This is a genomic window from Curtobacterium sp. MCPF17_021 (assembly GCF_003234605.2).
GTDB classification, from domain to species: domain Bacteria; phylum Actinomycetota; class Actinomycetes; order Actinomycetales; family Microbacteriaceae; genus Curtobacterium; species Curtobacterium flaccumfaciens.
The window spans coordinates 893,003-905,892 of sequence record NZ_CP126252.1 but is presented as its reverse complement, the minus strand read 5'-3'; the positions used below and the strand labels follow the sequence as shown (position 1 = coordinate 905,892).

The following is a 12,890-nucleotide window of genomic DNA, read 5'->3' as shown; positions in this document are numbered from 1 at the left end:
GTGACCGTCGACGCCATCGCCTCCGAGTTCGCCCAGTTCGTCACCGAGTCGCCCACCGCGTTCCACGCGGCGGCGGCGACCCGTGACCGTCTCGTCGCAGCCGGGTTCACCGAGCTGTCCGAGCTCGACGCCTGGCCGACCGAACCCGGTGCGTACGTGGTGGTCCGCGACGGCGCCGTCATCGCGTGGCGCCTGCCCGACGGTGCCGTCCCGACGACGCCGTTCCGGATCCTCGGCGCCCACACCGACTCCCCCGGCTTCCGCGTGAAGCCGAACCCCGGCGTGCGCACCGGGGGCTGGGAGCAGCTCAACGTCGAGGTCTACGGCGGCGCGCTCCTGTCGACCTGGTTCGACCGTGACCTGCGGATCGCCGGCCGGGTCGTCGACGCCGACGGCAGCGTGCGGCTCGTCAGCACCGATGCCGTCGCCCGCATCCCCAACCTGGCCATCCACCTCGACCGCGGGGTGAACGACGGCAAGGAGATCGACCGCCAGCGCCACACCCTGCCGATCGTCGGGGTCGACGGCGACGCCGGTGGGACCTCCGTCGTGGAGTGGCTGCTCGCCCGGCTCGGCGAGGGCGCCGTGTCGTGGGACCTGTTCCTCGCGGACACCCAGGCGCCGGCCCGGATCGGCATCGAGCGGGAGTTCCTGGCGTCCGGCCGGATGGACAACCTGACGAGCGTGCACGCCGGACTCCGGGGCATCGTGGACGCTCCGACCGACGGTGACCACATCCCGGTGTTCGCGGCGTTCGACCACGAGGAGATCGGGTCGTCGACGCCGTCCGGTGCCGGTGGTCCGTTCCTCGAGGACGTCCTCGGCCGTGTGCAGGAAGGACTCGGCGCCACCCGCTCCGAAGCAGCCCGGGCGTTCCGTGCGTCGTGGCTGCTGTCGAGCGACGCCGGGCACCTGGTGCACCCGAACCAGCCGGAGAAGCACGACCCGACGAACCGTCCGCGCCCCGGGGCCGGACCGCTGCTGAAGATCAGCGCGAACCAGCGCTACATGACCGAGGCGAAGGGCGAGGCCGTCTGGGCCGCCGCCTGCGAGACCGCCGGTGTGCCGTGGCAGCCGTTCGTCAACGTGAACACGATCCCCGGCGGCTCGACCATCGGCCCGATCGCGGCGACCCGGCTCGGGATCCCGACGATCGACATCGGCGTCGGGCTGCTCTCGATGCACTCGATCCGGGAGCTCGTGCACGTCGACGACCTGGCTGCCCTGCACGGAGCGGTCGCGGCGTTCCTGGCCGGCTGACCTCCGGCTGCTGGCTGGGGTGGTCACGACTCCCCGCACGCGCAGGGCCGAGGGGTCACGAACTGTCGCTCGCGCCAGTGCCAGACGACACTTCGTGACCACTCGACGGCGGGCCCGCGGCGTGTTGCGACCACTCGGCGGTGGCTGCTGCGCTCGCCCGCGAGGCTGACGAAGCTCGCCGGAGGGACACCGGCACGCGACTGGCCGACGGACGGGCTGCCGAGAGGTCGCGACTCCCCGCACGCGCAGGGCCGAGGGGTCACGAACTGTCGATTGCGCCGGCGCCAGACGACACTTCGTGACCACTCGACGGCGGGGCCGCGGCGTGTTGCGACCACTCGGCGCGCGGAGGCGGGCGCCGCGAGCAGCCCGACGACGCGCGGAGACCGGCGCCGCGAGCAGCCCGACGGTCAGGCGGTCAGGCGGTCAGGCGGTCAGGCGGTCAGGCGGTCAGGCGCCGGACTGTCGCAGCATGAAGTCGACGAAGGCCTGGTCCTGCATGACCACGACGACGAACGCGATCGTGCTGATCGCCGTGGCGACGACCGCGCCGACCAGCGGCACCCAGAACGTCCGCTTCCGTGCGCGGAGCCGAAGGATCGACCACCAGGCGACCAGGGCGAAGACGACCACGTTGGTGATCGCGGCGATGGCGGCGGCCGTGCTCAGGGCGCTCGGATCGTTCAGCGCCGTGTACTGGGTCTCGAGGGTGCGCCGCACGGTCGAGGCGACCTCGCCCACGGACAGGGACTGCACCACGGAGACCAGCCCGAAGGCGAGCAGCCCGACGGTGAGCACGAAGTCGGCCGGCGTGCGACCGAACCGGCTGCGGGCCATCGACCGCTGCGCCCCGGCAGGGACTGCACCGGATCGAGCGTCCGCACCGGCGCGTTCACCGCGGACGCCGTCGCTCGGAGCAGCGTCGCGCACCCCGGTGGCGGGGGCCTGGTCCTGCCGCTCCCGTGCCTGACGCTCCCGCTCCTGGCGTTCCTGCTCGACGAGGACCGGGTTCACCCAACCCTCTGGTGCGTACTCGCCGTACCCGGGGGCGGGACGGCCCTGGGGCCGACCGTTCGCGGGACCAGCGGCTGACGTCGCGGACGCACCCCGGGCCTCCTGGCCGGCACCAGCGCCGGCGTCGCCGTGGTTCGCCGGGTCGCGACGCGGGACCGAGGACCAGCCGTCCGAGCCGCTCATGCCCGACGCCCGCCGAGCGCGCGCGTCGGGTTGCCCGAGGCGTCGGTGCGGAGCTCCTTGGGGAGCGAGAACATCAGGTCCTCGTGCGCGGTGACGACCTCTTCGACGGCGGCGTAGCCGGCGTCGGCGAGCTGTTCGAGCACCTCGGCCACGAGTTCTTCCGGAACGGACGCACCGCTCGTCACGCCGACCGTCTCGACACCGTCGAGCCACTCCTGCTGGATCTCCTCCGCGTAGTCGACGCGGTGGGCGGCGCGGGCACCGTGCTCGAGCGCGACCTCGACGAGGCGGACGCTGTTCGACGAGTTCGCGGAGCCGACCACGATCACCAGGTCGGCGCCGGGCGCGACCTTCTTGATCGCGACCTGGCGGTTCTGGGTGGCGTAGCAGATGTCGTCCGACGGGGGGTCCTGGATGGCCGGGAACTTCTCGCGCAGCAGCCGCACGGTCTCCATCGTCTCGTCGACGCTGAGCGTGGTCTGCGACAGCCAGACGAGGTTGTCCGGGTCGGGCACCGACAGTGCGGCGACGTCGTCGGGGCCGTTCACCAGGATCGTGCGGTCCGGGGCGTGCCCCATCGTGCCCTCGACCTCTTCGTGGCCGGCGTGGCCGATCAGGATGATGGTGCGCTCGGCCTTGGCGAACCGGGTGGCCTCGCGGTGGACCTTGGTGACGAGGGGGCAGGTGGCGTCGATGGCGTGCAGGTCGCGCTCGGCGGCACCCGCGACGACGGCCGGCGACACCCCGTGCGCGCTGAAGACGACGTGCGAACCCCGGGGGACCTCGGCCACGTCGTCGACGAAGACGGCACCGCGCTGCTCGAGCGTCGAGACCACGTGCACGTTGTGGACGATCTGCTTGCGGACGTAGACGGGCTCGCTGTACTGCTCCAACGCCTTCTCGACCGCGACGACCGCACGGTCCACCCCGGCGCAGTAACCACGGGGGGCCGCGAGCAGCACCTTCTTGGGGCCGGCGACCGGTTCGTCACGCAGTCGACCCCGTGCCGCGTGCACACGCGGCGGGGCGAGCGGGACCGTGTGGCCGTTGGTGATCGTCACGTCCCCGATGATAGGTGAGCGGCACGCACGCGACCTGGGCGCGCGGAGTGCCTGTGGAGAACACGACGTGCGTCGCCTGTCACCGGTCTCGGGCACGATGGACGTCCCAGCAGGACGAGGAGCGACATGGCGATCGAACAGGGCCCGCCGACGGCCGACAACCCGTGGCCGGTGGCGCTCCTCGGCGCGAAGCTCCGCGACTGGATCGACCGGCTCGGCACCGCGTGGGTCGAGGGCGAGATCACGCAGTGGAACGTCGCCGGCGGCAACGTGTACGGCAAGCTCAAGGACGTCGAGGTCGACGCCACCGTGTCGTTCTCCATCTGGTCGAGCGTGCGCTCCCGGGTGCCGGCGGACATCAAGCAGGGCGACCGGGTCGTCGCCGCACTCAAGCCGAACTACTGGGTCAAGGGCGGCTCGCTGACCATGCAGGTCGTCGAGATGAAGCACGTCGGGCTCGGTGACCTGCTCGAACGCCTCGAGCGCCTCCGCCGCACCCTCGCCGAGGAAGGGCTGTTCGACCCGTCCCGGAAACAGCGTCTGCCGTTCCTGCCGCACCGCATCGGCCTCATCACCGGCAAGGACTCCGACGCCGAGAAGGACGTCAAGCGGAACGCGCAGCTGCGGTGGCCCCAGGTGGAGTTCCGCACCGTGCACACCGCCGTGCAGGGCGAACGGACCGTGGGCGAGGTCACGGCGGCGATCCTCGAGCTCGACGCCGACCCCGAGGTCGACGTCATCATCATCGCGCGCGGCGGCGGCGACTTCCAGAACCTGCTCGGCTTCAGCGACGAAGGGCTCGTCCGTGCGGCGGCCGCGGCGTCGACCCCGATCGTCTCGGCGATCGGCCACGAGGCCGACCGCCCCATCCTCGACGAGGTCGCCGACCTCCGTGCCTCGACCCCGACGGACGCCGCCAAGCGGGTCGTGCCCGACGTCGCCGAGGAGCTCGCCAACGTGCGGGCAGCCCGCGCTCGGCTCGGGCTCCGGCTCTCGCACACGCTGTCGGTCGAGGCCGACCGGCTCGCCGCGCTGCGGTCGCGCCCGGCCCTGGCGTCGACCGCGTGGCTCGTCGACACCCGTGCGGAAGAGGTCGCCCGCGACCTGTCCCGCGCCCGCGAACTGCTCGACCGCCGACTGGAGCGCGGGCACTCCGAGGTCGGGCACCTGACCGCGCGGCTCCGGGCACTCTCGCCGCGCGACACCCTGCGCCGCGGGTACGCCATCGTGCAGCGTGCCGACGGCGGTGTGGTCCGCGGCACCGACGACCTGTCCGGAGCGACGCCGGTGCACGTCACGCTCGGTGCCGGCACGGCCACGGGCACGCTCGAACCGGACGGCCCCGGCCCGGACGGCTCCTGACCACCGCGGGTGTTCTCCACAGCGTGGGTCCGGGCGACGGATCGTCGGTGGACGCTCGGTAGGATCGACCCGTGCCATCCCAGCAGGAACCCGAGCAGACCGACGTCCAGTCGCTGAGCTACGAAGCGGCCCGCGACGAACTCGTGCGCGTCGTGAGCGAGCTCGAACAGGGCTCCGCGACCCTCGAGCGTTCGCTGGCGCTCTGGGAGCGGGGCGAAGCCCTCGCCGCCCGGTGCGAAGAGTGGCTCGTCGGCGCCCGCGCTCGGCTCGACGCGGCCCGTGCCGCCAGCGACGCCCAGGACGGCTCCGGCCGATGACCGACGCCGACGGCCGCCCGATCGTCGCCGAGCTCGGTCGCCCCGAGACGGCAGAGGAGACGTGGGCCCGCAAGGACGCCGCCCGGACCGCCCGCCGACAGCACCAGACCGCGTTCAACCTGGTCATCGCGCTCATCGCCTCGCTCGGCATCGTGCTGTTCCTGGTGGCGGTCGTCGTCCGGCCCGACACCACGGTGGACCGCACCGTCGACTACCAGCAGATCGCGGCGAAGGCGAACGTCGACGACGTCACCCTGGTGGCGCCGCCGCTGCCCGACGGCTACAGCGCCAACCGCGCGGACTTCGCCAGCAAGACCACCGACGGCGTGGACGTCTGGACCGTCGGCTTCGTGACGCCGGACAAGCAGTACCTCGGTCTGCAGCAGGGCATCGACGCCAACGCCTCGTGGGTGTCGAACCAGCTCGACCAGCGCCCGTCCACCGGTGACCGCACCATCGGCGACACGGAGTGGACCGTCTACGACCGCCGCGCCGAGGGCACCGATGCCGGCAACCACGCGTACTCGCTCGTCTCGACGTTCGGCAAGAACACGATCGTGCTCTCCGGCACCGCCGACGACAAGGCGTTCCGGACCGTCGCGACCGCCGTCTCCCGAGAACTGACCGAGTAGACGACGGGCACCGCCCCGCCAGTCACCACCCCGTCCCACCCGAACCGAGGAGCCCCATGCCCGACCGCGCCGCCTCCACCCCGTCCGACGCCCTGCGCCTGCTGGTCGACGGCAACGCCCGCTTCGCCGCCGACAAGCGCCGGATGGGCCGCGTGGACCCGGACCGCCGCACCGAGCTCGAAGGATCGCAGTCGCCGTTCGCGACCGTCCTCGGCTGCTCGGACTCGCGGGTGCCGTTCGAGCACGTCTTCGACGCCGGCATCGGTGACCTGTTCGCCATCCGCAACGCCGGCCAGATCGTCGACGACGTCGTGCTCGGCTCGATCGAGTTCGCGGTCGTCGCCCTGGGCACGCCCCTGGTCGTCGTGCTCCGGCACACCCGGTGCGGTGCGGTCGCGGCAGCCCGATCCGGTGAGCCCGTCCCCGCCCCGCACCTGCAGGCCCTCGTCGACGCGATCGCCCCGAGCGTCGAGAAGGTCCGACTCACCGACGCCGAGCTCCCGCAGGAAGCCGTCGGCGCCGCGCACCTCGAAGCCACCCTCCGCCAGGTGATCGAGCGCTCCGGCGCGGTCTCCGACGCCGTGGCCGAGGGTAGATTGGCCGTCGTCGGGGCGACGTACGACCTCGCCACCGGAGAAGTCACCATCGACACCGTCGTCGGCCAGGTCTGATCGACCCGACGACGACCGAGCCAGACGAAGAGCGACCCCGACGACGACCGCCCCGGCGACCCCGGGGCGCAGGCACGGGCCGGCGCGACCGCGACCGGCGAGCACCCCAGGAAGGACCACGACGACGTGACCGACACCACCCCGACCGAGTTCCGCATCGAGCACGACACCATGGGCGAGGTACGGGTGCCGAAGTCGGCGCTCTACCGTGCCCAGACCCAGCGCGCCGTCGAGAACTTCCCCATCTCGGGCACCGGGCTCGAGTCGGCACAGATCGTGGCGCTCGCGCGGATCAAGCGGGCGGCGGCCATCGTGAACGGTGAACTCGGCATCGTCGAGCCCGCCGTCGCCAACGCCATCGCCGGCGCCGCCGACCTGATCATCGGCGGCCAGCACCACGACCAGTTCCCGGTCGACGTCTACCAGACCGGCAGCGGCACGTCGTCGAACATGAACATGAACGAGGTGCTCGCGACACTGGCGTCCGACATCGCGAGCTCGGCGGTGCACCCGAACGACCACGTCAACGCCTCGCAGTCGTCGAACGACGTCTTCCCGACCTCGGTGCACGTCGCCGTGACCGAGGCACTGCTCCGCACCCTCGTGCCCGCCCTCGAGCACCTCGCCGAGTCACTCGAAGCGAAGGCCACGCTCTGGGCCGACGCCGTGAAGTCCGGCCGGACGCACCTGATGGACGCCACGCCCGTCACCCTCGGGCAGGAGTTCGGCGGCTACGCCCGCCAGATCCGCCTGGGCATCGAGCGGGTGCAGGCGACGCTCCCCCGCGTCGCCGAGGTCCCGCTCGGCGGCACCGCGGTCGGCACCGGCATCAACACCCCCAAGGGCTTCCCGCAGCGGGTCATCGCCCAGCTCGCGAGCGACACCGACCTGCCGATCACCGAGGCCGTCGACCACTTCGAGGCGCAGGGCGCGCGTGACGCCCTGGTCGAGGCCTCCGGTGCGCTCAAGGTGCTCGCCGTCAGCCTGACGAAGATCAACAACGACCTGCGCTGGATGGGCTCCGGTCCGAACACCGGCCTTGGCGAGCTGCACATCCCCGACCTGCAGCCCGGCTCCTCGATCATGCCCGGCAAGGTGAACCCGGTGATCCCCGAGGCCACCCTGATGGTCGGCGCCCGGGTCATCGGCAACGACGCCACCATCGCCTGGGCCGGCGCCTCGGGTGCGTTCGAGCTCAACGTCGCCATCCCGGTGATGGGCACGGCGCTGCTCGAGTCGATCCGCCTGCTGGCGAACAGCTCGCGCGTGCTCGCGGACAAGACCATCGACGGCCTGCAGGCGAACCTCGAGCGTGCCCGCGCCTTCGCGGAGTCCTCACCGTCGATCGTCACCCCGCTCAACCGGGTCATCGGCTACGAGGCTGCGGCGAAGGTCGCGAAGTACGCCGTCGCCGAGGGCATCACCGTGCGCGAAGCCGTCGTGGCCCTCGGCCACGTCGAGCGCGGCGAGGTCACCGAGGCGCAGCTCGACGAGGCGCTCGACGTCCTGAGCATGACCCACCCGAACTGACGCGACGCTCCTGACGCACCCCCAGGACGGACGGGAGGCCCGGTGCCAGCTGGCACCGGGCCTCCCGTTCGTCAGGTGGCGGCTCGACGCGCGCTACACCAGGTCGGGCGAGTCCAGCAGGTCCGTGACCAGGGCGGCGATCGCGGAGCGCTCGGACCGCGTCAGCGTGACGTGCGCGAAGAGCGGGTGCCCCTTGAGCCGCTCGATGACCGACGCGATCCCGTCGTGCCGGCCGACCCGCAGGTTGTCGCGCTGCGCAACGTCGTGGGTGAGCACGACCCGCGAGTTCTGACCGATGCGGGAGAGCATCGTGAGCAGCACGTTCCGTTCGAGCGACTGCGCCTCGTCGACGATCACGAAGGCGTCGTGCAGGGAGCGGCCGCGGATGTGCGTCAGGGGCAGCACCTCGATCAGGCCGCGCTCGATCACCTCGTCGAGGACGTTGTCCGACGCCACCGAGCCGAGGGTGTCGTAGACGGCCTGCGCCCACGGGTTCATCTTCTCGCCGGCGTCGCCGGGCAGGAAGCCGAGGTCCTGCCCGCCCACGGCGTACAGCGGCCGGAACACCATGATCTTCTTGTGCTGCTGCCGTTCGAGCACCGCTTCGAGTCCGGCGCACAGGGCGAGCGCCGACTTGCCCGTGCCGGCGCTGCCGCCGAGCGAGACGATGCCGATCTCGGAGTCGAGCAGCGCGTCGATGGCGAGCCGCTGCTCGGCCGAGCGCCCGCGGAGGCCGAAGACCTCGCGGTCGCCGCGCACCAGTGCGACGGCGCCGGCGACGTGCACGCGGCCGAGGGCCGATCCGCGTTCGGAGTGGATGACGACGCCGGTGTTCACCGGGACGCCGTCGAGCTTCGAGGACCGGATCTCCTCCTTCTCGTACAGGTCGGACATCTGCTCGCCGGACACCTGCAGGTCGGCGATGCCGGTGTAGCCCGAGTCGACCGCGAGTTCGGCGCGGTACTCCTCCGCCGCCATGCCGATCGAGGACGCCTTGACCCGGAGCGGCAGGTCCTTCGACACGACCACGACGTCGAGTCCGTCGTTCTTGAGGTTCGACGCGACGGCGAGGATGCGGGAGTCGTTGTCGCCGAGCTGCAGGCCCGACGGCAGGACGGACTGGTTGGAGTGGTTCAGTTCGACGCGGAACGAGCCGCCGTCGCCGATCGCGATCGGGAAGTCGAGCCGCTCGTGCTCGATGCGCAGTTCGTCGAGCAGCCGGAGGGCCTGCCGGGCGAAGTACCCGATCTCCGGGTCGTTGCGCTTCGCCTCGAGTTCGCTGACGACCACCACGGGCAGGACCACGGCGTGCTCGGCGAAGCGGAACAAGGCCCGCGGATCGCTGAGGAGCACCGATGTGTCGAGCACGTACGTGCGCTGGGCGACCGATGTGGACGAGTCCGCGGTGTGCTGCTGCTGTGCTCCGCGAGAGACGTTCTGAGAGGTCACGACCACTCCATCCCCGGGCCGCGACGGGCCCGGTCCTGTCCTCGAACGCGGCCACGGAGCGGGTCCCGAAGCACCGACTGTGGCCGCTTCGATCGGGCGCGGTGCCCGATGGGGACAACGTACGTCCGGCGCCCGACACCCCGACAGCGACACGCGGTTTCCGGAGTTACGGTCGCGTGAACAACGCGAGCGCGGCTCGCGACGCCGCGCGCGGCGGTGGCGTCGAGTGGTCACGAACCGACGGGTGCGGCGGCGCCGGCCGACAGGTGGTGACCACTCGGCGGACGTGAGCGGGGTGCCGTGACCGCTCGCGGACTCCGGACTGGAGGCCCGTGGCGGCCTGGCACCGCGCCTCCAGGCCGTCCGTTGGTCGCGAATCGTCGCGCGCGCAGCGCCGAGTGGTCACGAACCGTCGGGTGCGACGGCGCCAACCGACAGGTGGTGACCACTCGGCGGACGTGAGCGGGGTGTCCTGACCGCTCGCGGGCCGCGGACGGGAAGCAGCAAGCGCAGCAGCCGCGCCGCTTCTACTGCATCGTGGCGTACGAGACGCAGGCGTCGCGGAACATGTCCAGGGTCTCGTCGGTGGTCGACGGGAACACGGACACCCGCGCGACGCCGAGCCGCGTGGTCGCGGTGACGCCGTGGTTGTGCATCGCGGCGGACAGGGCCGTCACACGACCCTGCGTCGGCCGGAGCACCACGATGCCGGCGCGCTCGGCCGGGTCGCGGCTGGACTCGACCTCGAGCCCGAACTCGTCGGCGATGGCGAACACACGCTCGACGCGGTCGGTGACCCGCTCCTGCACGGCGGCGACGCCGACCGCGATGAGGCGCTCGAGCGACACCGCGAGCCGGGCCTGTGCGACCGGGTCGATGCGGGACATCTGGAACCCGGCGGCCCCCGGACGCACCGCGGGGACCTCGGTGGGCCAGCCGGACGTGCCGTGCGGGCCGGACAGCGCCGGACGGATCCGGTTCAGCGCACGGTCGCTGAACGCCACGAACCCGGTGCCCCACCCGGCGTGCAGCCACTTCTGCCCGCCGGTGGCGACGACGTCGGCGACCTCGTACGGGGCGTCCACGACGCCGAACCCCTGGATGGCGTCGACGATGAGCAGGCGGTCGCCGATGACCTCCCGGATGGCGGCGAGGTCGGTCAGGTAGCCGGTGCGCCAGTCGACCAGGGACACCGCGACCGCGGTCACCTCGTCGGTCAGGCGCTCGCGGATCAGCTCGGGCGTCACCCAGCCGGCACCGGACTCGATGACGACGGGCTGCACCCGGCCGCCGGTGGCCGAGGCGGCGCTGGCCAGGGCGAGCGGCAGCGACGGGTACTCGTCGGCGGACACGAGCACACCACCGGTCAGGCCGAAGGCGGTGTGCAGCAGACCGGGTGTCGTCGCGGCCTGCGAGACGACCTGGTCCTCGCGGCGGCTGACCAGGCGCGCGGCGACGGCGCGGACGCGGGCGTCCTGCTCGTCGAGGGTCTCCATCGCACCGAAGCGCATGTGTGCCTGGATCGTGCCGAGAACACGCTGCTCCTCGAGCACGGCGGTCTGCACGGGGCCGAACGCAGCGTGGTCGAGGTAACCGGGGTCTTCGGAGAAGCCGGCGGCGTACTCGTCGATGTTCACAGGGGTGCACCTTTCACAGGGTTGAACCCTGAGAGCCTACTGGGACGCGGCTCCGCCGACGAACCCGGTGCGGGAGGTGGCTGGTCAGCCGCCGAAGCGACGCGACCGGAGCCCGAAGTCGCGGACCGCCCGGAGGAAGTCGACCTCGCGCAGGTCCGGGTAGAACGCCTCGACGAAGTAGAACTCGCTGTGCGCGCTCTGCCACAGCATGAAGTCGGACAGCCGCTGCTCGCCCGAGGTTCGGATCACCAGGTCAGGGTCGGGCTGGCCCTGCGTGTACAGGTGGTCGCCGATGAGCTCCGGCGTCAGGACCTCGGCCAGGGTGTCGATGGTGCCGCCACCCGCGCCGTGCGCCTGCACGATGCTGCGCATGGCGTCCGCGATCTCACGGCGGCCGCCGTACCCGACGGCCAGGTTGACGTGGAGGCCGGGGCGGCCGGCGGTGCGCTGCTCGGCCTGTTCGAGCGCGGTCACCAGGTTGTCCGGCAGCCCCTCGTTCGACCCGACGTGCTGCACGCGCCAGTCGCGGTTGTCGGCCAGGACCCCGGCGAGGTCGGCGATGATCCCCACGAGTTCCTCGAGCTCCTCGCCGCCACGACCCGTCAGGTTGTCGGCCGACAGCAGGTACAGCGTCACGACCTCGATGCCGAGGTCGTCGCACCACGTCAGGAACTCCGGGATCTTCGCGGCGCCGGCGCGGTGGCCGTGTGCGGCGGACTCGAGCCCGAGCTGCTTCGCCCAGCGGCGGTTGCCGTCCACGATCATGGCGACGTGCTTGGGCTTCGCTGCCCCCTCGAGCTGGCGGCGGATCCGGCGCTGGTAGGCGCGGTAGAGGATCCCTCGCCCTGTCCATCCCGCCGTCCCGGTCACGCACCGAGCGTAGTGCACCACCGACACCGGATCCCTGAGGCTCCCGCTCTGCGGACACGTGGCTGTCGTTCGGGGTCAGGCCCTATGGTCGGGACCATGCAGGACGAGCACGAGACCGGAACACTCCCCCACGTCCCGTTCACGGAAGAGGCGTCGGCGACCGCGTCCCCCGCCGAACCCCGTCCGGCCTGGCGCGGCTGGATCCACCTCGGTGCGTTCCCGTTCGCGATCGCGATGGGGATCGTCCTGATCACCCTCGCCGACAGCACCGCGGCGAAGGTCGGCAGCGCGGTGTTCATGGCGACGTCGCTCGCGATGTTCGGCGTCTCCGCGACCTACCACCGGTTCCCGTGGGGGCCGAAGGTGAAGGCCGTGCTGAAGCGCATCGACCACACCAACATCCTGCTGCTCATCGCCGGCACCTACACACCCGTCGCGATCTGCGCCCTGCCGCACACGCTCATGGTCGTCGTGCTCTGGGTGATGTGGTCGGGCGCAGCGCTCGGCATCGCGTTCCGGGTGCTCTGGATCAACGCGCCCCGCTGGCTGTACGTCCCGATCTACCTGGTGCTCGGGTGCGCTGCCCTCGGGCTGCTGCCGCAGTTCTTCGCGGCGAGCGTGCCGATGACCGTGCTCATCCTGTCCGGCGGCGTCGCCTACATCATCGGCGCCCTGGTCTACGGCTTCAAGCGGCCGAACCCGGTGCCGACGCAGTTCGGGTTCCACGAGGTGTTCCACGCCCTGACCGTTGTGGCCTTCGGTGCGCAGTGGGTCGGCGTGCTCATCGTCGCGCTGGACCCGGTGCGCTGACCGTCGCACGTTCCTTCCCAGAACGGGTGCGATGCCTGGTGGTTCCGGGCGTACTCACCAGGAAGTTCCGACCAGGTACGCCCGGTTCGACCAG

General features: G+C 71.8%; 12 protein-coding genes. 7 read left to right on the top strand and 5 right to left on the bottom strand.

Annotated features, from left to right (window positions below; all coding sequences use genetic code 11):
- Entirely contained in the window at nucleotides 1–1,260 is a 1,260-nt protein-coding gene (locus DEJ29_RS04400) for a M18 family aminopeptidase (RefSeq protein WP_111029591.1), read from the top strand.
- 450 nt (nucleotides 1,261–1,710) lie between these two features.
- On the opposite strand, the gene DEJ29_RS04395 is transcribed toward DEJ29_RS04400, so the two are convergent.
- Together DEJ29_RS04395 and DEJ29_RS04390 are read right to left on the bottom strand one after the other, a co-directional pair.
- On the bottom strand, nucleotides 1,711–2,457 hold the full coding sequence (locus DEJ29_RS04395) for a DUF6264 family protein (RefSeq protein ID WP_111096021.1): 747 nt from the start codon (nucleotides 2,455–2,457) through the stop codon (nucleotides 1,711–1,713).
- Complete coding sequence (locus DEJ29_RS04390) at nucleotides 2,454–3,518, bottom strand: 4-hydroxy-3-methylbut-2-enyl diphosphate reductase (RefSeq protein ID WP_502866887.1); 1,065 nt, start codon at nucleotides 3,516–3,518, stop codon at nucleotides 2,454–2,456. Before DEJ29_RS04390 ends, DEJ29_RS04395 begins: the two co-directional genes overlap by 4 nt.
- A gap of 126 nt (nucleotides 3,519–3,644) precedes the next feature.
- On the opposite strand from DEJ29_RS04390, the gene xseA reads away from it, so the two are divergent.
- The 5 genes from xseA to DEJ29_RS04365 all read left to right on the top strand — a co-directional run bounded on the left by xseA (nucleotide 3,645) and on the right by DEJ29_RS04365 (nucleotide 8,030).
- Nucleotides 3,645–4,880, top strand: coding sequence for an exodeoxyribonuclease VII large subunit (xseA, locus tag DEJ29_RS04385; protein ID WP_111055645.1), 1,236 nt, complete (start codon nucleotides 3,645–3,647; stop codon nucleotides 4,878–4,880).
- 71 nt (nucleotides 4,881–4,951) lie between these two features.
- Complete coding sequence (locus DEJ29_RS04380; RefSeq protein WP_017886728.1) at nucleotides 4,952–5,197, top strand: exodeoxyribonuclease VII small subunit; 246 nt, start codon at nucleotides 4,952–4,954, stop codon at nucleotides 5,195–5,197.
- A complete protein-coding gene (locus tag DEJ29_RS04375; RefSeq protein ID WP_110864396.1) occupies nucleotides 5,194–5,829 on the top strand; it encodes a DUF4245 domain-containing protein in 636 nt (211 codons plus the stop codon). Before DEJ29_RS04380 ends, DEJ29_RS04375 begins: the two co-directional genes overlap by 4 nt.
- 56 nt (nucleotides 5,830–5,885) lie before the next feature.
- Complete coding sequence (locus tag DEJ29_RS04370; RefSeq protein WP_027464510.1) at nucleotides 5,886–6,500, top strand: carbonic anhydrase; 615 nt, start codon at nucleotides 5,886–5,888, stop codon at nucleotides 6,498–6,500.
- A gap of 126 nt (nucleotides 6,501–6,626) precedes the next feature.
- A complete protein-coding gene (locus DEJ29_RS04365; protein WP_111096022.1) occupies nucleotides 6,627–8,030 on the top strand; it encodes a class II fumarate hydratase in 1,404 nt (467 codons plus the stop codon).
- Nucleotides 8,031–8,123: 93 nt separating this feature from the next.
- On the opposite strand, the gene phoH2 is transcribed toward DEJ29_RS04365, so the two are convergent.
- From phoH2 to DEJ29_RS04350, 3 genes are all read right to left on the bottom strand, one after another.
- Nucleotides 8,124–9,485, bottom strand: a complete 1,362-nt coding sequence (gene phoH2, locus DEJ29_RS04360; protein ID WP_181438288.1) for an RNA 5'-3' helicase PhoH2 — start codon at nucleotides 9,483–9,485, stop codon at nucleotides 8,124–8,126.
- A 521-nt stretch (nucleotides 9,486–10,006) separates the two neighbouring features.
- Nucleotides 10,007–11,116, bottom strand: coding sequence for an aminotransferase class V-fold PLP-dependent enzyme (locus DEJ29_RS04355; RefSeq protein ID WP_111096023.1), 1,110 nt, complete (start codon nucleotides 11,114–11,116; stop codon nucleotides 10,007–10,009).
- An 84-nt stretch (nucleotides 11,117–11,200) separates the two neighbouring features.
- Entirely contained in the window at nucleotides 11,201–11,986 is a 786-nt protein-coding gene (locus DEJ29_RS04350; protein ID WP_111096032.1) for an isoprenyl transferase, read from the bottom strand.
- A 96-nt stretch (nucleotides 11,987–12,082) separates the two neighbouring features.
- Here DEJ29_RS04350 and trhA point away from each other — a divergent pair, with 96 nt between their 5' ends.
- Complete coding sequence (gene trhA, locus DEJ29_RS04345; protein ID WP_258376037.1) at nucleotides 12,083–12,796, top strand: PAQR family membrane homeostasis protein TrhA; 714 nt, start codon at nucleotides 12,083–12,085, stop codon at nucleotides 12,794–12,796.
- The last annotated feature ends 94 nt before the right edge of the window (nucleotides 12,797–12,890 follow it).